25 protein-coding genes are annotated in these 20,701 nt (G+C 57.7%); 1 reads left to right on the top strand and 24 read right to left on the bottom strand.

Going from position 1 to position 20,701, the window contains the following annotated elements:
- Positions 1 to 41 precede the first annotated feature (41 nt).
- A complete protein-coding gene (locus H1D41_RS10705) occupies positions 42 to 374 on the top strand; it encodes a carboxymuconolactone decarboxylase family protein (protein ID WP_228848897.1) in 333 nt (110 codons plus the stop codon).
- Here H1D41_RS10705 and cysE read toward each other — a convergent pair.
- From cysE to H1D41_RS10585, 24 genes are all read right to left on the bottom strand, one after another.
- Positions 362 to 1,216 carry a serine O-acetyltransferase gene (gene cysE / locus H1D41_RS10700; RefSeq protein ID WP_228848896.1) on the bottom strand — a complete coding sequence of 285 codons (855 nt, stop codon included), beginning with the start codon at positions 1,214 to 1,216 and terminating at the stop codon, positions 362 to 364. The genes H1D41_RS10705 and cysE overlap by 13 nt on opposite strands.
- Positions 1,217 to 1,398: 182 nt before the next feature.
- Complete coding sequence (locus H1D41_RS10695; protein WP_228848895.1) at positions 1,399 to 1,716, bottom strand: DUF7742 family protein; 318 nt, start codon at positions 1,714 to 1,716, stop codon at positions 1,399 to 1,401.
- The gene (locus H1D41_RS10690; protein ID WP_228848894.1) at positions 1,713 to 5,717 is read right to left on the bottom strand and encodes a baseplate multidomain protein megatron; all 4,005 of its coding nucleotides are present in this window, start codon (positions 5,715 to 5,717) and stop codon (positions 1,713 to 1,715) included. Before H1D41_RS10690 ends, H1D41_RS10695 begins: the two co-directional genes overlap by 4 nt.
- Complete coding sequence (locus tag H1D41_RS10685; protein WP_228848893.1) at positions 5,717 to 6,154, bottom strand: NlpC/P60 family protein; 438 nt, start codon at positions 6,152 to 6,154, stop codon at positions 5,717 to 5,719. Before H1D41_RS10685 ends, H1D41_RS10690 begins: the two co-directional genes overlap by 1 nt.
- Positions 6,151 to 7,125: a DUF2163 domain-containing protein gene (locus tag H1D41_RS10680; protein WP_228848892.1), complete on the bottom strand. Its 975-nt coding sequence runs from the start codon at positions 7,123 to 7,125 to the stop codon at positions 6,151 to 6,153. The genes H1D41_RS10685 and H1D41_RS10680 overlap by 4 nt, the downstream gene beginning before the upstream one ends.
- On the bottom strand, positions 7,125 to 7,757 hold the full coding sequence (locus tag H1D41_RS10675) for a DUF2460 domain-containing protein (RefSeq protein ID WP_228848891.1): 633 nt from the start codon (positions 7,755 to 7,757) through the stop codon (positions 7,125 to 7,127). The genes H1D41_RS10680 and H1D41_RS10675 overlap by 1 nt, the downstream gene beginning before the upstream one ends.
- 73 nt (positions 7,758 to 7,830) lie before the next feature.
- Positions 7,831 to 8,496, bottom strand: coding sequence for a phage tail tape measure protein (locus H1D41_RS10670; RefSeq protein WP_228848890.1), 666 nt, complete (start codon positions 8,494 to 8,496; stop codon positions 7,831 to 7,833).
- On the bottom strand, positions 8,483 to 8,698 hold the full coding sequence (locus tag H1D41_RS10665) for a phage tail assembly chaperone (protein ID WP_228848889.1): 216 nt from the start codon (positions 8,696 to 8,698) through the stop codon (positions 8,483 to 8,485). Before H1D41_RS10665 ends, H1D41_RS10670 begins: the two co-directional genes overlap by 14 nt.
- A complete protein-coding gene (locus H1D41_RS10660) occupies positions 8,682 to 9,023 on the bottom strand; it encodes a gene transfer agent family protein (protein ID WP_228848888.1) in 342 nt (113 codons plus the stop codon). The genes H1D41_RS10665 and H1D41_RS10660 overlap by 17 nt, the downstream gene beginning before the upstream one ends.
- Position 9,024: 1 nt before the next feature.
- Positions 9,025 to 9,438: a phage major tail protein, TP901-1 family gene (locus H1D41_RS10655; RefSeq protein WP_107498051.1), complete on the bottom strand. Its 414-nt coding sequence runs from the start codon at positions 9,436 to 9,438 to the stop codon at positions 9,025 to 9,027.
- Positions 9,439 to 9,462: 24 nt separating this feature from the next.
- Positions 9,463 to 9,873, bottom strand: a complete 411-nt coding sequence (locus H1D41_RS10650; RefSeq protein WP_107498052.1) for a DUF3168 domain-containing protein — start codon at positions 9,871 to 9,873, stop codon at positions 9,463 to 9,465.
- A complete protein-coding gene (locus tag H1D41_RS10645; protein ID WP_107498053.1) occupies positions 9,870 to 10,205 on the bottom strand; it encodes a head-tail adaptor protein in 336 nt (111 codons plus the stop codon). Before H1D41_RS10645 ends, H1D41_RS10650 begins: the two co-directional genes overlap by 4 nt.
- Entirely contained in the window at positions 10,202 to 10,789 is a 588-nt protein-coding gene (locus H1D41_RS10640; protein ID WP_228848887.1) for a head-tail connector protein, read from the bottom strand. Before H1D41_RS10640 ends, H1D41_RS10645 begins: the two co-directional genes overlap by 4 nt.
- 169 nt (positions 10,790 to 10,958) lie before the next feature.
- Positions 10,959 to 12,140 carry a phage major capsid protein gene (locus tag H1D41_RS10635; protein WP_228848886.1) on the bottom strand — a complete coding sequence of 394 codons (1,182 nt, stop codon included), beginning with the start codon at positions 12,138 to 12,140 and terminating at the stop codon, positions 10,959 to 10,961.
- A 218-nt stretch (positions 12,141 to 12,358) separates the two neighbouring features.
- Complete coding sequence (locus tag H1D41_RS10630; protein ID WP_228848885.1) at positions 12,359 to 12,928, bottom strand: HK97 family phage prohead protease; 570 nt, start codon at positions 12,926 to 12,928, stop codon at positions 12,359 to 12,361.
- Between the two features lie 20 nt (positions 12,929 to 12,948).
- Positions 12,949 to 13,197 carry a GTA head formation protein, RCAP_rcc01685 family gene (locus H1D41_RS10625; protein WP_107498057.1) on the bottom strand — a complete coding sequence of 83 codons (249 nt, stop codon included), beginning with the start codon at positions 13,195 to 13,197 and terminating at the stop codon, positions 12,949 to 12,951.
- Positions 13,190 to 14,368, bottom strand: a complete 1,179-nt coding sequence (locus H1D41_RS10620) for a phage portal protein (protein ID WP_228848884.1) — start codon at positions 14,366 to 14,368, stop codon at positions 13,190 to 13,192. Before H1D41_RS10620 ends, H1D41_RS10625 begins: the two co-directional genes overlap by 8 nt.
- 97 nt (positions 14,369 to 14,465) lie before the next feature.
- Positions 14,466 to 15,851, bottom strand: coding sequence for a DNA-packaging protein (locus tag H1D41_RS10615; protein ID WP_449271801.1), 1,386 nt, complete (start codon positions 15,849 to 15,851; stop codon positions 14,466 to 14,468).
- Entirely contained in the window at positions 15,760 to 16,107 is a 348-nt protein-coding gene (locus tag H1D41_RS10610) for a hypothetical protein (RefSeq protein ID WP_107498060.1), read from the bottom strand. Before H1D41_RS10610 ends, H1D41_RS10615 begins: the two co-directional genes overlap by 92 nt.
- A gap of 280 nt (positions 16,108 to 16,387) precedes the next feature.
- The gene (mltG, locus tag H1D41_RS10605) at positions 16,388 to 17,563 is read right to left on the bottom strand and encodes an endolytic transglycosylase MltG (protein ID WP_228848882.1); all 1,176 of its coding nucleotides are present in this window, start codon (positions 17,561 to 17,563) and stop codon (positions 16,388 to 16,390) included.
- Positions 17,563 to 18,825, bottom strand: a complete 1,263-nt coding sequence (gene fabF, locus H1D41_RS10600; RefSeq protein ID WP_228848881.1) for a beta-ketoacyl-ACP synthase II — start codon at positions 18,823 to 18,825, stop codon at positions 17,563 to 17,565. Before fabF ends, mltG begins: the two co-directional genes overlap by 1 nt.
- Positions 18,826 to 18,933: 108 nt before the next feature.
- A complete protein-coding gene (locus H1D41_RS10595) occupies positions 18,934 to 19,473 on the bottom strand; it encodes a GNAT family N-acetyltransferase (protein ID WP_228848880.1) in 540 nt (179 codons plus the stop codon).
- A complete protein-coding gene (locus tag H1D41_RS10590; protein WP_228848879.1) occupies positions 19,470 to 19,982 on the bottom strand; it encodes a GNAT family N-acetyltransferase in 513 nt (170 codons plus the stop codon). Before H1D41_RS10590 ends, H1D41_RS10595 begins: the two co-directional genes overlap by 4 nt.
- Positions 19,982 to 20,611, bottom strand: a complete 630-nt coding sequence (locus tag H1D41_RS10585; RefSeq protein ID WP_228848878.1) for a TetR/AcrR family transcriptional regulator — start codon at positions 20,609 to 20,611, stop codon at positions 19,982 to 19,984. Before H1D41_RS10585 ends, H1D41_RS10590 begins: the two co-directional genes overlap by 1 nt.
- Positions 20,612 to 20,701: the final 90 nt, after the last annotated feature.

The raw sequence follows: 20,701 nt of genomic DNA, 5'->3' as shown, positions 1-20,701 counted from the left end.
CCGCTATCAGGAATATGTAACCTGATACAAAGGATCCTGAAATGGACTGGAAAGCTTCCCTCGCACATACCGCTTCTTTGCTAAAACCCATGCGCGCTGAACAGGGCGATACAGCCAAAGGGTTTCATGCCTTGCATGAAGCCGCCTTCACGCCTGATGCTCTGGACACAAAACACAAGGAACTGATCGCGCTCGCCATTGGTATTTCAAAGCAATGCAACGACTGCATTGGTTTTCACGTAAAGGCCGCAATCCGCGCCGGTGCGACCCGCGCGGAGATTGAAGAAATGGTCAATGTCTGTGTTCTGATGAATGGCGGGCCCGGCTACATGTATGGCGCCAAAGCCCTTGAAGCTTTTGATCAACTGTCCTGAACATCCGCCGGCAAAGCCTGCTTCCCGCTCAGAAGTTGATCCATGGTGACAGAAGGTTGATCACAACCTGCTTCGCCGACAATCTTCGCGGGCACACCAGCCACAGTTTTGCAGGGGGGAACCTCCTGCAAAACCACAGAACCTGCGGCAATGCGGGAACAATGCCCCACTTTGATATTGCCCAGCACTTTCGCACCAGCACCAATCAGCACACCATCACCGATTTTCGGGTGACGATCTTCATCTTCTTTCCCGGTCCCGCCCAATGTCACGGAATGCAGCATGGAAACATTGTCCCCGACCACTGCCGTTTCCCCGATCACGATGGAATGCGCATGGTCAATCATAATGCCACGGCCAATGGTGGCACCCGGGTGAATATCAATGCCAAAGCATTCCGACACACGCATCTGAAAGAAATAGGCCAGATCACGCCGCCCCTCTTTCCACAGTGCATGTCCGATACGATACGCCTGCACGGCCTGAAACCCTTTGAAATACATCAGAGGCTGCAGCAGGCGATGGCATGCGGGGTCACGTTCTTCAACTGCAACCAGATCCGCTCTGGCGGCTTGCAGAATATCTGGGTGACGTTGATACATGTCATCCGCCACTTCGCGCAAAAGCTGCTCAGACATCTCACCAGATGCCAGCTTCAGCGCAATACGATACCCAAGGGCCTGCGCCAGCGTCTTGTGATGCAGAACGGTTGAGTGCAACAGACCACCCAGCAGAGGCTCCTCACCATGAGCTTCTGCGGCCTCTTCCCGGATACGCGTCCACACCGGGTCGATTTCCCGCAATTCCGGTGCTGTGTTATGAGTACTTTCACTCCGTCCCATCTGGCGTCCTCCGGTAAGCAATGCCTCAGATTTCTGGACTTAGGCATTCAGTGCATTGCTGTCGAGGTTACCACACTGGCAAAAGGAAAAATATCTCCAGGATAGAAAAAATCAGAACATTCCCCTTCGATCCGCCCCACCACGGAAATAATTCCCGCAAACCGCAGGGCAGTCAGGTTTTCTCAGAAAATTCTCTTCAGTTCGTTCTTTTCCGCCTTTTCTGAACGCCAGTACGAGATTTCCTGAAAGATCAACATGAGGTTTGCTGCCTCAGCACCCCCACCCGGCACTAAGCCGCGATCTGCAGCACCGCAGACCGCTGCCAATGTCCCATCCCCCCATTCCGGATGCCTCTTGCCATGGGTTTTACGCCAGGCATCAGCGGCCTCCGCACAACGCAGTGCATTTCTCACAGCATCCCGACGCAAGTGACGAGGGATGTCTCGCAGCGCCGCACTTAACGCCAACACATCCTGCCAGAGGATCGGGCGCAAGCTCATGCCGGCACCTCGATCTCACTAGCCAGTCCCGGCCCGAAAAGCGTCGAAATCTGGCTCACCTGCACGACATATGGTGCGACGGCGCCATCAGCCGTCTGCATCCCGGCAGAATACCCCCATTCCGGCACACTCACGGTCTCTTCCCGGACAAGCGCACCAGCGACCCAGACCTTGACAAGGTAAAGCTCACTCTCTTCGCCAAGAGGCACCTCAAATCCCTCCCAGCTGTCCCCATCCACACGTGTCCGACGGATCCAGCTGAAATGACGATCCCCACCGTCCTCACGCAGTTTCAGATGTGCCGGAGCATAGGGACGCAGACCATTCCCCTTAAAGTTGCCGACCAGATGCAGATATGACGGATCGACAATCGGCCTGCTCGCCGGACCGACACGGTAATGACGATCCAAACCACGCGCTTCAATCGCACGTTCGATTTGTTGCGGCGCGCTATTCATCAGAACGAACAGGCTGTCTGCAGGCCAGTCCACCGGCATCAACCCATCACTGCCCTTCTGTCCACGCAGAAAACCTTTCAACTCCCAGGTATCCGGTGCCAACAGGTTGGCCTCTTCAAACTGTATCAACTCCCAGCTCTCAGCCGTACCATCCCCGATTGCCACAAGGTTTGCCCCATTCAGGACATCCTCCCACGAAACAGATGACAGTACTCCAGTCGACAGTTTCACCGTTAAGACCGCACTGCGATCCTTCACCCCTACAGGGCCGCGCTTCAGCTCTGACAGAGTCACACCAAAAACCGCACCTGTCGGGAATAGTGTGTTCAGCTCATAACCACTGTCATTGGCTGAACTCATCAGCGCCACAGTTCCGGGCCAGGGTTTCGCCGCAACTGCCATCCAGGGTGCATGTGGCACGTCATTCCCGCCAATCAGAGGCAGATCCATAAAGACCGGCAGCACAGGCACCGGCGGCAGGAAAGGCCGCAGCACCGGCGTTTCAAGATTGCTGTCCCCCGGAACATACACACCAGGTTCCACCCGCACAGCATCAACAATCTGCAGACCGGATTGCTCCACATGATCAATGCGATACAGCGCATTGACGCCCTCTTCATCCGGCAGATGCACCACATCCCCCGCCCCCAAAGGCAATCGTGAGGGCGGCAGAGCAAAGCGAATTGTATCACGCGCCACCCGTGCTTCCGCCAGCCAGCGTTCAACCGTCGCCCGCGCTTCATTGCCAGTCATGGCCAATGGCAGCTCATTCTGGCTGACAGAATAAGTCGCCTCATCCGGAAAAACCGCCTCTGACGCCCGCGCATCATAGTCTCCGCCGCTTTCCACATGGTTCAGCCTGACACGCCCTGCCACTTCGGCAACGGGCGCACGTGTGGTCTGGACACGTGCCTCCTGCTCATCAGAAACAGCAAGGTCACCGGAGGGAACAGAAATCTCTGCCCGCCCATCCCGCTGACGGAATTTCAGAACCCCCTCGCGCTCTACCGCATCAAATCCATAGGCCAGCATCAGGGGCTGCAGCGCCGCCCTTGCATCACGTCCGCCATCGTCCAGATAACCACGCAAATAGCCATGCAACTCCGAAACATCGATCTTCTGAACACCAGATCGTTTGCAAATCCCCTCGACAACCGCTGCCAGGGCCCAGCCAGACGACCGGCCATTCAGCCAGTGCCCACGCGGATAGTTCACCCCATCCGACCAAAGCGCTCCATTGTTCGGAAACCACGGGTAAGGTCGCGCATCCCAGGCCCAGACATGGGCGCGTGACATATCCACCATCTGATGCCCGCTGTCCGGATCCACCGGGTTATGCGCCGGATCAGCCCAGTAAGCCTGCACCGCGCCCAGCGCGGCCCGCTGCATCAACTCATCACGCGTGCCATCAGAATAATGCGGCAACGCACTTTCGGATGACTTTGGATCAAGGAATTTGTTCGGCTCATTCGCACCTTTGTCGATCGCAGCACAGCCATATTCCATAAACCAGATCGGTTTGCTTCCCGGCACCCAGACATTCGGATCCGCCTCACGCACGCCACCACCCCGGCGATTGTAATGCAGCCTGGTCCACCAGGAATGAATGTCCTTGTAACGAAACACCCATGGCTCATTCTCTGCACCGTCCGTAATCGGCGTGCGGATCTGGGCATCACGGGCCTCACCAGAATGGTAATACCAATCATAGCCCTCACCACCCATTACATTGCCACGCAGATAATCCGGATTATAGATCGCCCCCCAATCCGCATCCAGGTGATCATGCCCTTCACGCCAGTCGGCAAGTGGCATGTAGTTATCCATCCCGATGAAATCGATGTTCGGGTCCATCCAGAGCGGATCGAGATGAAAGAACACATCACCAGATCCATCCTGCGGGTGATAGCCGAAATATTCGGACCAGTCGGCGGCATACCCAATCTTCACTTCAGGCCCGAGGATCATGCGCACATCCGCCGCCAGGGCAATCAGCGCATCAACGGCCGGGAATGTATCATTCTCCCCGCGATATTGCGTCATGCCACGCATTTCGGAGCCGATACAAAAGGCATCAACGCCCCCCCCAGCGGCACAAAGATGGGCGTAATGCAGGATAAAGCGTCGATAAGACCATTCTGCAGGTCCGGTATAATTCACGGCGGTCTTCACACTACTGCCCGGATCGACCTCCGCAATCGCCCCATGGGCTTCCGGGGCGGCAGCGGGAACAGTGACCGTTGCAAAATCACTGGCATCAGCAGTCCCAAAGAATGCAGCCACCTCAACATCCGCAGAAGTCGTACCATCGGTACTCCCCACCTGGCCGGGTGCCTTATTCCCCGTGATGCGCCCGCGCCATGGCAGACGTGGCTGATCGGTTGCAGCGCTCCAAGGATCAGACAGGCCATTCCCGGACAGCTGATCCATCAGAATAAACGGGTAAAACACCACTTCCCGCCCGGCATCTCGCATATGGGTGATCGCTTCTATCACCGACTGATCTGTCGGCGTGCCCCCATAGATCGCACGCCCGTCATCTTGCGGGATCAGTTCCGCTGTATCGCGACGCACCCCGCTCACAGCCCAGGGCATAGCAGCGGCGTCATTTGTGTTCTGTTCAACCTTCGGACGTAGGGTACAATGCCCCATCCGCAGATCATCACCAAACCAGCTGACCACAAGCGAGGTTGACTTACATTCCGGTAAAGCACTGCCCAGCGCCGCAACCGAGTTTTCAAAATCCGTAAGCCCCGTGGGTGTGTTTACATTCGCGCCACGCAACAGCCCTGGTCCGTCACTGTAGTGAACAGGCGTTGTCGCCAGGCTATATTCCCCCGTCCCCGGGATCAGAGCCACCCCCTGCACCCCTTCCGCCAGTGTAGAGGCTTCAGAGATCACATCACCTTCAACACCTCGCTCTGGCCTTTCCACCTCAAAGGACAGTTGCGGGATACGGTTCCCAAACGGCCCAAGCGGCAGATCCTCAAACACCACATAGGCAATCCCACGATAGGCAGGCGCATTTCCCACCCCCTGTACTGCCTCAATCTTCGGGTCCGGCATCTGATCTTCGCGCCCGGTATAGACGCGCATATTCAGACCTTCCGGCGCAATTTCATCCCCGTCGGCCCAGATCCGGCCAATACCGCTGATTTCCCCCTCACAGACGGCAACAGCAAGGCTCACGCTATACTCATAACTCGTGACCTTCGGTCCCTTAGGCGCACCTTTACCGCCGCTGCTTTGCGTGGTCGCAGAGGTTTCCAGAAAATCAGAAGCCCAGATCACATGCCCCCCGACACGCATCGCGCCGTACACATGCGGGATCGGGGCACCTTCAGATGCCGTCATCAGACGAAAACGATCCACTTTCCCGGTTTCCACAGGATCCGCACCACTTCCCATAATCCGCGCATCAATCGCCCGCCCAATGGTGGCACCAATCGCCCGGCCAATCACTGCACTGGACAGCCCCAGAACCGTGCCGCCCACAGCAGAACCCAAAGCCGCGCCAGCGGCCCCTAATACAATCGTCGCCATCAGTTCTTCTCCTGTGGAAATTCAAACCGCGCCGCAATCCGGCGCTGCCAGGGTGTGCTCAGCGGGCTTTCGGTCACCGCGTGACCGCTATAGGCATGGATAAAGGCAGGCGTGTCACCGAATATGCTCTGGATCCCCAGATGTTTTGCAACCGCCCCACGGCGCATACGAAACAACAGCACATCCCCCGTTGCCGCCTGTGTCAGTGGTTTCACCACCAGATAGCGGCAGGCCGCCCGCCAGAGCACCTCATCGCGGCCCGGCTCAGACCAATCCGCTGTATAAGGCGGCACGTCCGCAGGCTCCCCGCCCAGCACCTCCCGCCAGATCCCCCGCAAAAGCCCCAGGCAATCACAACCTGCGCCCTTTACGGACATCTGATGCACATAAGGCGTGCCAATCCAGCCCCTTGCAGCTTCTACAATTTGGCTGTTCATGCGCCCGGCCCTTCAAAGCCCGGATCACCGCCATTACCGCCACCACCAATACCAAAGCCATCAGACACCGTGTCACCGGTAACAAGCGCACCACCCTCATTGCTGTCCGCCTGCTTTGGAACCGCCATCAACCAGTCTTCGCCGGGCATATGCGGGAAGCCGCGAAAATTCAGGAAGTTGTCAAACTTATAGCGGCAGGTGGCCACGCGCTTGTCACAACCTGCCTCAAGCCGGATCAGATCACCTGGCCCGATATCCGCCTGCAGACTATCCCACAGTTCAACCATACGACCATCCGCAGAAAGTCGGTCATTCTTGATCACCGCCACCAGCCCCTGCGCCTTACCAGACAGAACTTCCAGACGGCCACGTTCAAACCAGCGGTGATCAAAGCTATCCATGGTACTCAGATCCTCAAAGCGAAAGACCCGCTGCCTCTCAACCACCTGTACAGGCAGCTCCACTGCATAGCCCGGGGTATCCAGATCAAAGCGACACAGCCCATCCCCAAGCACCGCAGAACAGGGTGTTTGAAACACCCGCCCCTGTGGCTGGTTAAGGGCCTCGGTCAATCCGCGCAATTCTGCCTCAAAGGCACCATTGCCCCGCGTCAGCTGGCCGACCTCACCGCGGAACTGTAAAACACGCTGTTCCACATCGGCCCAGTTCACAAGCCAGGCCCGCACTTCCGCACCATCGAACCGGCCCGCGATGATATCCTCTTCTGTCACCGCAGCAGAGGTCAGCGCACCCATGGCCTCGCTGTTGTCAACGGACAGGCCCGTGGTCTGCATCAGGGCCTTCGCCGTCAGGCCCGTGTTGGCAATGAAATCAATGCCTTCAAAAGAAAGGTTCATATCGTGATCGGTAAAGCCGTAAATCTGCCCGTCACGCCGCACAATCGCCCAGGCCCCGCAGGTGGTTGTCACTCCTTCGCGCAAATGGGCCGCAAGATCCGCTGAAAACGCCATCAGACACGTACCTCCACCACGGGGACATTGGGCACATCACCGGCCTGAAAACTGGCGACAGACGTCATAATGCGATCCACATCAAAACGCACAGGCACGTCAAATTCAAACCCGGCCTGCACCTCTGCACCCTCATCCGGCGGATGGTCAAAATGCACCATACCCGTCAGAGGATCGACGCTGTATCCGATGGTTTCCTGCAACGCGTCGCCATCAAGGCCAATCTTCACCGAATGTTCCACCGGCTTTGTGATCGGGCGTTCATAGCTGTGCTCACCTGACACATAATGCTTCACCAGCTGAAAGCTTTGCGTCACACCATCCCCAATCGCGATGACCTGATCCGTATAGCTGACAGCATCCGCTGACCGCCCCGTGCGGTAATCAGACCAGTCCTTCCAGCGAAACCCGTGCAATTGCCCACGGCGCGCCTCAAAAAACGCAATCAGCACCGCGATGTCATCCAGAGAACGCATCCCCAGCCCGGCATCATAACGCCTGCGCGAATGCGCCCAGGGCGTGTTGCGTTCCTCAAACCCATTGGCAAGCGTCACCACATCTGTGCGCCGCTCTGGCCCGCCCAGCGACCCGAAACTCAGGTTCGCCGGAAATCTGACTTCATGAAACCCCATGGGAATACCCTCCGTTCAAAGAAAAAGAGGCCCGGAAAACCCGCGCCTCTGACTGCTGCTCATATCTGTGTATTCACCGGTTTCGGGCACCCTGACCAAGGGCCCGGCCCATCTGTGCGGCAATCTGACTGCGCGACCGCTGGAAGCCGCTCACATCCGGTGTTGAGATATTCATCACCACCTGCACAGGTTTGGCATTGCTGCCATCCGTGCGCACACCCAGCCTGCCGTCAGAACCACGGGACAGCGGCATAATCGCCTCTGGTCCTGCTTCGCCCATCAGGCCCGTGCCACCCCGCATGGGGAACATCGTTGGCCCGCTGACAATCCCGCCATTGGCAAAGGGCATCACCCTGCCTTGCGCAAAAGATCCGCCATCAGCAAACTGAAACAACCCGTTAAACAGGCTGTTCATGCCTTCGCCAATCAGCCCGCCAATGCGATCCGTAACCGGTTTGACGGAAACAGAATATGCGGTGTTCAGCATCGACTGCGCGACAGTGTCCAGTGCCACCGACAGTTTGTCCCCGTCAAACACCAGCCCGTCAATCGCCCGCTTCAGCCCGCGGGACACCCCGCGACTAAGCGTTGTGACCTCTTTCGCAGTCCCACCCATGGCCTCATCCAGCCGTGACAGTTCATTGCCAAAGGCCTGGGTCATCCCCGTCGCAGACCCCAGGGCCGTCTCAAGGGTTTCAAGGCTCTGATCAAGATTATCGACCTCATCAAATTCCGCCATCACTCTCTCCTTTCACCGCCTCATCCGGGTATTGTGTCAGCAGCGCATCAAGCCTGCCCCGGCTGAAAGCGCGCCCCTGACCGTCAACACCCAGGATCAGCATCAGTTCAGCCGGGGTCAGCTGCCAGAATTCATGGGGCTTCAATCCCGCCCCACGAATACCGGCCCGCAAAAGCGCACCCCATTCAAACGCCTGCGCCATCACCGTGCCCTTCATCCGGCAGGGCAAAAGCCCGCGTCAGCAATTGCGCGGCCACACGGGCCGCCTGCAAAGGGCCGCCCTCAATGTCCACATGCACAAGATCCCGCGCCTGACCCTGCCAGCCCCCACCACGCAACCCGGCGACAATCAGCGCCAGGACATCACGGGTGGAAAACTGCCGCGTTTCAAACCGTTCCACCAGATCTACAAGCGTCCCGGTTTCCAGCACGCTTTCCAGTTCCGCCAACGCACCCAGTGTCAGCTTCAGAACGTGGCGTTCCCCATCCAGGGTCAGCGCCACTTCACCACTCCAGGGGTTCGCCATATTAAAGCGCCGTGAAGGTCAAAGCACCGGCAGAAGCCAGCGAAAGCTCATAATTCGCCTCGCCATTGTGTGACCCGCTGTATTCCAGTGACGTCACCATAAACGGCCCTTCAATCACCCCGAAATCCGGCACAACCACCTGACAGGCGGGCACTTCGCCATCAAAGAAAATCTGACGCGCACGTTCATCGGTGCCTTCGTCCTTAAACACGCCGGATCCGCTGATAGATGCGGATTTCACACCCGCACCACCCAGCAGTTCCCGCCAACCGCCTTCGCTTTCAAGGCTGGTGACATCTACAGTTTCCGCATTGAAACTGATCCGCGTCGCCCGCAGGCCCGCTACGGTTTCAAACAGCCCTGCGCCGGTCATATCCATTTTGATCAGCAGATCTTTCCCATTCTGAGCAACCATTCGTTTTCTCCGGTCTTGGTAAGGTTAATTGTCTTCCACGCGGGCGCGGAAACGAATATCAATGCGCCGGGTTTCCCCGACACCGACACGCCGGGCCGTGGCCCGGTCAAATCGCAGGTAAATCAGGCGGCCACGCGCAAGGATCAGCTCGGCATCAATCAAAGCGTCTGACACCACAGCGGCCACATCTTTTGCAGTCTGAAAACCAGCGGCATCCGTCACAACACTGATCGTGACGTAGTGCAACGCACCCGCCCCGGTCTGATCTGACCGGTCCCGCACATCTTCCGGACCAAGGCTGACGTAAGTCGCTGGCACCGTGCCCGCAGGCAGCGTGTCATAAATCGCCGTCCCCACCAAAAGCGCCAGATCCGTGTCTGCCACCAGCCGCTGATAGACAGCAGATTGCAGGGCAGAAGAAACAGCATAACTCATGAGGCAACCTCCTCTTCCGTATGACAAATCAGATACTGGCCACGCGGATCATGTTCTTTCACCGCCGTGATCTTCCAGATCCTGGTGCCATCTGTGAAACGCTGCTCTGGTCCCGGGCGCGACGGCGCCCCCAACGGGCCACCGCGCACAAGAATGTTGTAACGCACCACTGACCGGGTCGAGAGGTTCGCAGATTTCTCGCGTCCTGCCGCAGCCTCAAGCCGCGCCCAGAGCGTTCCCTGCGCAACCCAGCTCTGCACCCAGCCCCCGGCCCCATCCGGGTTCAGCACCGGATGTTCCAGCGTCAGTTCTTTGTTGAGAACATAACTCACCGTGCACCCCCCAATGATCTGACTGTGCGAAAGCGGGCAATCAGGGTTTCAATGGCCCCTGAAAACACATCTTCGCTGTTGCCATCCCGGTTCTCATACAACCCGGCCGCCAGCATAAAGACCGCCTGTGCAAGATCCGCCGGGACGTCCCCCCAGGCAACATAACCCGCCTGAAAACCTATCTCTGCCTCACCCGCAGCCGGGATCTGCGGCAGGATACCCCCTGTCGCCACCAGACGCGGACGAAAATCATCTTCCTGCAGGCGATAGCGCGCGGGATCAATCACCACCGCATCCCCCACACGATCCACGATCTGCAGGCTGACCAGCGACGTCACAGGGGCCACCGGCAAAGCCTGACAAGACGCATCCCGCCAGCCCGTGGTGCGCCAGAGAAAATCACGCGTCAGCAATACTTTACCCGTGCGTGCTTCGATCATCGCAAGCGCCGCCCTCAAGGCGCGCTCTAACACGCCATCCTGCACTGCATCATCGGCAAACCCTGTGCCCAGACGCAGATGGTCCCTGAATTCAGCCAGCGGCAAAGCGGCCGAGAGAACCGGGGTCTGCTCGATTAACATCATAAAAATCTCCGAAATTCTGCCCCTCCGGCCCGGAGCACCGGGCCTTCTGAAAAGACGCGCGCCACCCATATCGCCCGAACGGAGGGGAGCAGCTGGAAAACATGGAAATATGCAGCGCGCGCCACGTGTCAGAACAGGCATTCGCCCGATCCGACACTCTTCGCAATGATCAGCTCACCGCGAATTTCAGCAGTTTGATCGCTGCAAAATCGCTGACGTCACCGCCAACACGTTTGGTTGCAAAGAACAGAACATGCGGCTTGGCAGAAAACGGATCACGCAGCACACGCAGATCCGGGCGTTCTGCCACGGTGTAACCGGTGGAAAAATCACCAAAAGCAATCGCATGGGCATCGGAACCGATATCCGGCATGTCTTCCGCAATCAGAACCGGATAGCCCAGCAGACGGGCTGGCTCGCCCGCGGTCAGACCATCCGTCCAGAGGAAACGACCATCCGCATCCTTCATTTTACGCACAACACCTGCGGTCTTGGAATTCATCACAAAAGACGCATTCGCGCGATATTCCGCACCCAGGGCATAGACCAGATCCAGAATAGAATTCGCCGGGTTTGCACCGTCAAAATCACCATCCGCACCCGTGGCAATATAACCAAGATTGCCCCAGGACCAGGTGCTGTCTTCAACGATCGTATGGTTCAGCAGACCGCGCGGTTTGTCGACACCATCCCCATTGATAAAGGCCGCAGCTTCCGCACGGGCGAATTTATCCGCGATGCGACCAGCCAGCCAGCCTTCAATATCAAACGCAGCATCATCCAGCAGACGCTGGGATGCTTTTGGCAAAGCAGACAGTTCATGTAATGCAATGGAAATGCGGTCAAACTGCGGGGATGCGGTTTCAGTGACCGTCCCCACTTCATCCGCCCAGCCGGCGCCAAGTTCCGTGTGATCCACCAGCACATCGTAAGATGTCGCTTCAACATTCACCACATTCGCAATGGAACGCAGGGATGCCGAAGATTTCAACACAGACATAATCGTATCCGATGTCTGCGGGTCCACAAGATAACCGCCGTCAGCCGCCACTGCGGTGCTCATGGATTTGCCTTCGATCTCAAGGCCGCGCATCGCGTCCTCATCACCGGAACGCAGATAAGCGTTGAAAGCCTTCTGATGTGGCACCTCGGCCTCGGCAGATGCGGAAAGGGCGGGACGCCCGGTGATCACAGATTTACGTTCAAACATAGTCAGCCTGTCTTCCTGTTGTTGAAGCTTTGAATTGATGTCGCTCATGAACCCCTGCAGCGCGGTTTTCACCTCCGCCACCGGGGAGATATCACCAGACAGAATCTCTCTGTCCCGTGACGTCGTCTCGGATTTATTCATTCAGATTTTTCCTTATTCTGATCGGGAACAGTTGTGTGTTTCAGCAATGTCCCGCCCGGTGGAAACACCGGGCAGCACCCGACCGCCCCCATGGGCGGGTGCTTCACACCCACCCGCGGCCGGGCACTGCCCTTCCGCAAAATAGTGACCATCAGTTTTGCAGCAGTATGCCTGCACCCTTTTCAGGAGGTTCAGCCCCCGCAGCCAGCCCGTCCGGGTCAGCCTTCAGGGCCGGAGTGAAGGATCTGACGGGCCGCTTCAATTGCCCCCGCCAGTTCCCGCAGATCATCATGCTCGGGCAGTTCGCCCTTCGCCCCAATCCGCGCTTCCGGCAGCATCGGAAAGGTCACAAGCGACACTTCCCAAAGCTCCAGCTCATGCAGAAGCCGCTGGCCTCTGTCGTTCTTTGTCGCCTTCTTCGTGCGATAGCCAATTGACAGCCCGTCAATCGCGCCCGCCTCAATCAGCGCCGCTGCCTCGCGGCCCTTTTCGACCTCATCCAGAAGGCGGCCCTTCACATAAAGGCCCTTTTCATCTTCCCGGATTTCATCCCAGGTGCCGATGGGCTGCGCCGGATCATGCTGCCAGAGCATCTTCACGTTGCGCCCCTTCGCCCGCAGCGCTTTCAGCGAGGCCGCATAAGCCCCGCGTTGCACCACATCACCGCCCTTATCCGGCACACCGAAATACGACGCATAGCCTTCAATCGTAATTCCATCCGTCAGGGTCACGGCCCCGTCCGCCCGGCAGAATTTCACTTCCAGCCCGGATTTGCTTTCAAAATTCATGCTCTTTCCTTCCGCCACGCCTATTTCGGCACCGCATCAATGATCGATGTCACCCCCTGCGCGAGGATCACCCCGACAACACTGTAAACTGTCAGCCAAAGCCGCTTTTCCAGACGCTCAATCATCATCTCGATCCGTCCAAGCCGCTCACCAAGCGCATCAAACTGCATCTGATTGACCCGTTCATTGGCATCAATCCTGGCCCGCGCCGCATCAAAACTGTCGTATAAAAAACGCGATCCTGTCTGTTTCCCCGGCGTTTCACTCATCGCTGTCCACCCGCTTTGGCAGGCCCAGCAGGCTGCGTTTCTCAGCCTCTGTCAGGAAATCCGCATCCGCGATGCGACGCCATTGCGCCTCACGTTCCCCCGACAGCGCCGGCACCTGATCCAGATCCGGCTGCAACGTCACCTGTTCTCCGGCAATCCCCGACAGCCATTCTGAAATCGTCGCCGTCACTTTGGTTGCCAGCGGCAGAACCGTCAGGCGGTAAAACGCCCGGTGCGCTTCCTGATAATTCGCATAGGTCGCATCCCCCGGAATACCCAGCAACATCGGAGGCACACCAAAGGCCACGGAAATTTCCCGCGCGGCGGCTTCTTTTGTCTTCTGGAATTCCATATCAGACGGGCTGAACCCCATGGGCTTCCAGTCCAGCCCCCCTTCCAGCAACATCGGACGCCCGGCATTCGCCGCGCCCTGATGATAACTCGCCATATCCGATTGCAGACGTTCAAACTGATCCTGGCTCAGCTGGCCTTCACCACCGGAATAGACAAACGCCCCAGACGGGCGCGCCGCATTGTCCAGCAGGCCTTTGGACCAACGGCTTGCGGCATTATGCACATCAATCGCACTGGCAGCCGCCTGCATGGGCGACAGACCATAATGATCATCCTGTGGGTGAAACGTCTTGATATGACAGATCGGTTGAATGTCCCCGGTCATGTCAAACCGGTGCCGACGCCCGCCAACCGCATATTCATAGGCCACCGGCCAGCCATCCGTGCCCGGCACCACATTCATCCGGTCCGAGCGCAAAACATGCAGCTCCGCCGCCTGACCTTCCTCATCCGGCACAACTTCGAGATAGCCATTCCCCGACAAAAGCATCTGGCCATACAGCGCCTCAAACAGTTCCGCACGCCCTTGGCCCGCATTCGGACGCCGCACCAGATCCAGCACCGGGTGCTGTTCAAACCGCTGATCCGCATTCTGTAACACCAAAGGCAATGCTGCCGCCGCTTCCGCAATCAGCTTGACCGAACGAAACCCCACGGGATTGCCGGTGAACCCGGCCTTCGTCAGGCTCACCACATCCCGCGGGCTCCAGGCCACGCGGCCAGACATGCCGCCCTGCATTGCAATCACCGGACCCGCCGCCGAGGCTTTGACCTCCGCCGCGCCACGCGCTGATTTTTTCAAAAAATCAAATACCATAGAGCTCGCTCCTCATGTGATTCATCTGGCCGCACCAGTTCAGGCGTGACCCGCGGATCACCCCGTTTCATCTTTTCAAATTCTCAGATATCCGCCGCTAAAGGCTGCGCACCTGTGGCCGCCTGTAGCTGACTGCCGGATCGATCATCAGGGCCTGTAAAGCCCAGACAAGCGCGTCAACACGGTCCGGGCTGCCCGGCCCCGCGTAACCCCGCGCGCTCATCAGACACATCTGATCCTCAAGCCTGCCCAGCCCCCGGACATGCCGCACACGTCCCTGTTCATAAAGCGCCGCGACAGGTTCCGCCCGGGCCACTTTCCCCCGGCTGGCCCGCACGCCGGTATAGGGCACAAGCGGGTCAATCTGACGAATGATGGTTTCCACCATATCACCGCCCTGATTGACCTCTGCTACCAGGCGTTCCGCGCCAAGTTCATCCCGCGCACTGATCGCAGCCTGCGCCCATTCCATAGGTGAGCTGGCCGAAACAGATGCATCCTTCAGAACCCAGGCCCGCCAATCCTGCGGCGCGCCCTGTGTCACCACTCCGGCAACAATAATCCCGCAATCATCCGATCCCGCATGTCCCGTCACCGGCGGGTCCACCGCCACGACCACCCGGTCGAATTCCGGCGCGCTTTCGCAGCGCGCCCCTTCAATCATCTCCTGTGTCCAGAGCGCGCCTTCCGCGTCCTGCAACAACACCCCGTCAAGCTCCTGCCGCCCCAGCCGCGTACCGGCATAACGCGCCCGGACCTCTTCAATGAAGCTATCCGCCAGATAGGCCCTGTTCGCCTCTGTCGGCGCGTGGGTCATCACCGTTGACGGGTTCTCCATCAGAGATTTCAGCACCGGCACATTGCGTGGTGTCGTCGTCACGCATTGGCGCGGCATATCCCCCAGACGCAGGGCAAACTGCAACATATCCCAGCTTTCCTGGGATTTCTTCCATTTCGCCAGTTCATCCACCCAGGCCGCATCAAATTGCGGCCCCCGCAGATTTTCTGGCTCATGCGCGGAAAACGCCTGGGCCATTGCACCATTGGGCCAGATCAATTGACGTTTACCGGCATGCCACTCCGGGCGACGATCTGCAGGCGAACAGGCCATAATCCCACTGTCCCCGAAAATCATCACATCCCGCACCTGATCAAAGGTTTCCCCCACCAGCGCCACACGGCCTGACCGCCCGGCATCCAACGGCATGTCCCCCTCAACCTCGCTGCGCACCCATTCGGCCCCGGCCCGGGTCTTCCCCGCACCACGGCCGCCAAGGCACAGCCATGTCCGCCAGTCGCGCCCATCTTCACAGGTCTCCGGCGGCAGTTGGTGCGGCAACGCCCAGAACTCAAACAAAAAAGGAAGCGCCATCAGCGCTTCCTCTCCAATCTCACTCAGAAACTCTTCCTGTTCCTGAGGCGTCGCGCAGGCAAGCAAGCCTGCGCCCGATCTCAATGCGTGCCTTTCCGAGATCAAGCGCATATCCGGCGCCATCCCGGGCAACACCTTTAAGTTTTGCTCTGCGCTCTTCAAGTTTCTGCCCCTCTTTGACGAAATAGCCCAGCGTCTCATTATAAGACGCCAGTTCCTTCTTCACTGCGCTGTCAACCGGCCCCCCGCCCGCTTCCAGCAACCTGATCCGATCCTTCAGAACTTTTTCTGCGCCACGGAACACGATTTCAGCCGACGAAAGAATCCCTTCTGCCGACTGCCCTTTTTCGGGTGTAATATCTACCATTGTGTCGTTAACCCGCCTCTCATGCTGACCGCACGAGCAGAAACAGAAAAGCGGCCCCAGGTTGCCCCGTGCCGCTTACCCACTTCTTCCAGCTTGTCACAAGTTGTACATTGGACCGTTCGATAAGTCAAGCGAAATACACGCATAGGGAGAGTTCGCAAGATGTAAGAAATACTTCACACATCAAAGTAAGAGACTGACTTTAAACGATTTCTTTGAAAGAAATCGGCCCGGAGTATTTGAAATACTCCGGGCCGAAAGCGATCAGCTCACCTCAAAATCAGTTCCCTGCTGCAGCCGCTTCTTCCGCGCGCTGCGCTTCAATCTCGCGCCATTTGGCAACATTGGCATTATGTTCCTGCAGGGTCCGCGCAAAAGCGTGCCCGCCAGTGCCATCCGCCACAAAGAAGATGAAATCCGTGTCATCCGGGTTCAGCGCCGCTTCAATCGCAGCCTTGCCCGGGTTGGCGATCGGTGTGGGCGGCAGGCCGTCAATCACATAGGTGTTCCACGGCGTTTCACGGCGCAGTTCAGACTGGCGGATACCGCGCCCCAGCGATCCCTTCCCCTGTGTGATCCCATAGATCACCGTCGGGTCGGTTTGCAGACGAATGCCCTGGTTCAGACGGTTCACAAAAACACTGGCCACCATCGGACGTTCAGACCCGACACCGGTTTCCTTTTCGATGATAGACGCCATGATCAGTGCTTCCTGGGCATTCGCATACGGCAGACCTTCTGCACGGGCCTCCCAGGCTTCTGCCAGGACACGTTCCTGATCGGCGACCATCTGCGCGATCAGTTCATTGCGATCCATGCCCACACGCACATCTTCACCTAATGGTGCCAGCGTGCCCTCTGCAGGCACTTCAGCAATCTCACCAGACAGGAAATCCGCGTTGTTCAACGCTTCCACAATCTGCCAGGAGGTAATCCCTTGCGCCATTGTGATCCGGTAGCGCACAGATGGATCGTCGCGCATTTCCGTATAGGCCGCTGGCACGTCATCCTCAGCCGGGTTGAAGCTTACAACTTCAACATAGCGACTGGTTTCAGGATCAAGTTCGTTCACCTCAACCTTTGCGCGCAGAATACCAATGCGATAGTTGATTTCCGTGCCGCAGGTCGACCGCCCACTGCCGGTCACAATCTCATTGATGTCCTGCATAGACGCCCCTGCCGGCACCAGAAAGCTACCGGCTTTCAGCAGATGCGCACGGCCAGAGTATTGTGCCCCGGCCGCAAAGATCGCACGTGTGGACACAGCGCGCTGTGCCTCCAGGGTATCCGCCACATCTTTCATGTCAGCCCCGCCCTCAACACGCAGACAAATCGCCTGCGCCAGCGGTCCCGGGGCCTCATATTGTTTCTTGCCCCAGGCCACCACAGCGACCCCGGCAAAACTCAGAACCCCGATCAGGGTCAGCGCATTGGCTGCGATGTGGCGTGCAAACATCAGTCGCGGACCTTCCCGACCACAAGCGACGCATTGGTGCCACCAAAGCCAAAGCTATTGGACAGCGCCACGTTGATTTCGCGCTTCACCGCTTTCTGTGGTGCCAGGTCCAGCGGGCTGTCGACAGCCGGGTTTTCCAGGTTCAGGGTTGGCGGAGCCACCTGATCGCGGATCGCCAGAATACAGAAGATGGCCTCGACCGCACCAGCCGCGCCCAGAAGGTGGCCGATTGCAGATTTCGTGGACGACATGGTTGCGGTTGACGCGGCATCCCCCATCAGACGTTCCACAGCGCCCAGTTCAATCGTATCCGCCATAGTCGATGTGCCATGGGCGTTGATGTAGTCAATGTCTCCAGGTGCAACACCCGCACGTTTCAGAGCCGCAGACATAGACCGGAAACCGCCATCGCCATCAGAAGACGGCGCTGTGATGTGGTAGGCGTCGCCGGACAGACCATAGCCAAGAACCTCGGCATAAATCTTCGCACCACGGGCTTTTGCGTGCTCGTATTCTTCCAGAACAACAACACCCGCGCCCTCGCCCATGACAAACCCGTCACGGTCGCCATCATAAGGACGGCTCGCGGCCTTGGGATCGTCTTCACGCTTGGTGGACAGCGCCTTACAGGCGTTAAAGCCCGCAATGCCAATCTCAGAAATCGGGCTTTCTGCACCACCGGCCAGCATCACATCCGCATCATCCAGCATGATCAGACGCGCCGCATCACCGATTGCGTGCGCACCGGTGGAACAGGCGGTCACAACCGCATGGTTCGGGCCTTTAAACCCGTAACGGATGCCAACCTGACCGGAAATCAGGTTGATCAATGCGCCGGGAATAAAGAACGGCGACACACGGCGCGGGCCTTTTTCTTTCAGCAGAACCGCAGTATCCGCGATAGAAGACAGACCACCAATGCCGGAACCAATCATAACGCCTGTGCGTAGACGGCTTTCTTCATCCTCAGGCGTCCAACCGGCGTCATTCACAGCCTGATCTGCAGCTGCCATACCGTAAAGGATGAAATCATCAACCTTACGACGTTCCTTCGGGGCCATATAAGCATCCGGGTTAAACGTGCCGTCAGACCCATCGCCAAAAGGGATCTCACAGGCATATTTCGTGGTCACACGTTCCGGATCAAACCGGGTGATAGGCCCCGCCCCGGACTGGCTGTCCAGAATTCTTTCCCATGTGGTGTCCACACCATCCCCAAGCGGGGTAACCATGCCAAGACCTGTGATAACAACGCGACGCATATGCCTGCCCTTTTTTCAGTTGTTTCCTTGCGGGTTCATAACTTGCCTGCCCCCCCGGGGGCAAGGGCCTGCTGCGGTGAAGGAAGGGTTTCGGCAGGAAAACTACACTTACGGTGCAAGCCCGGCCTTGTCAGGCTTCCGTTCCATCAGAATAAGCTGTGCACCCTGATATTCTGCACGCCGCATTTCACGGTATCCCGCCTTGCGGGCCAGATGGAGAGAGGCTTCATGTTCAAGTTCAATCATACAAACAGTCCGCATCCCGTCACTGCAGTCATCCATTCGCAAATGAGCGGCCAGAACAGCCTCCGACCCATAGCCTTTCCCTGAAAATTCAGGCGCAATCACCCAGCCACATTCCGGCGAGACATCAAAGTCACTCCCAAGCCTGCGTTCGCCATAAAAGAACCCCACCTGACCGATCACCGCGCCGCTTTCACGCTCCTCAATCACCCAGTTCCCAAACCCATTGGATTTCCAGGACTCCAGGTTCTTCTCCCAGACCTCCCGGCACTTCTCGCGCGAGCGCGGCACGCCACCGATAAAACGCACAACCTCCGGGTCTGCCCAGATCCTGACATAGGTTTCAAAATCACTCTCACGCGGCAGGCGCAGGATCAGGCGTTCAGTTGTTACCATTTCGCTCATGGTCTGACATGCCGATAAACAATATCTTCCGGGTCTGGCCTTTCGGCATCCGGGTCAACTACTGCCCCCAGCCGTTCCGCCACCCGGGCCGAGGCTTTATTATTCTCATCCACATAGCTGACAACACTCTCAAACGGCAGGTTCGCAAAAACCCAATCTCGGAAAGCCCCGGCAGCCTCAGTGATATAGCCTTGTCCCTCAAACCCATCATACAGAAACCAGCCAAGCTCTGTTTCCGGAAACTTCGGCCCGGCGTTCAGACCAACCTGCCCGACGGTCACACCGTCCTCCAGTCGCTCAATCATCAGGGCACCATGCCCATAAAGATGCCAAAGCGCGATATCATGGCAGAACCAACCCCAGATCTGATCATCCTCCCATGGTCCGCCCATAAAACGCACGCGATCCGATGCCATCATCACGCGATATGCAGGCCAGTCCTCCATAGTCATCGGACGCAAGTGGAGGCGTTCGGTCATCATCTCAGGCAAATCAAATCTAAATCGCATTATGTATTCTCCATTTCCCCAGGCAGCCCCAGAATAAAGGCAGAGGCCAGTTCTGCTATCTGTTTAATATCCGCATCCCCCGTGTCCCAGCCATTCATCCAACGCTGCGCCAGCAGGGTGATAATCATATTGCCCCGCACCATGGCAATCTGACCAAGCCTTGGCCGGGCTGGCGGGGTGTCAAACAATTGCGCAAGAATGGCAGATTCCACATCCAGGATCTCCACAATGCGTTTCTCATGCAGATCAAAGGCGTTTGGCTTACCGTCATGCACCTCTGCAAAATCCTGTAAAACCATGCGCGCAATGCCTTTGCGATCGGACAGGAACTGTGTGTCACGCAGGCAGAGCAGTCTGATCTGTTCACGCGGCGTTAACCCGTCCGGCATCTCAAGATTGGCGGCACGGATGTCCAGCGCCTGTACAACCACAGCCGAAAGAACACCATCTAACCCTTTGTAGTGATTGTAAATTGAGGCAGGCTCAATCCCCACACGCCGGGCGATTTCGCGCAATTTCACCGCAGATAGACCCTCTTCACCACAAATCCGTTCCGCTGCCAGAAGGATCGCCTCTGCCGTGGAAAACGCCTGAAATTCCTCTGCTATTTTACGGGGTCTGCCGGCCATACTCACGTACCTGTGATCTTTGAATTTCGATTTTTGTTTGACGCAGTTCCTAACATTGTTAGTTAAAACTACCAACGTTAGTTTTGAAAG

Source organism: Halocynthiibacter styelae (assembly GCF_016123485.1).
Classification (GTDB): Bacteria; Pseudomonadota; Alphaproteobacteria; order Rhodobacterales; family Rhodobacteraceae; genus Halocynthiibacter; species Halocynthiibacter styelae.
Note: the sequence above shows the minus strand (reverse complement) of the source record. Positions and strands in the feature narration are given on the sequence as shown.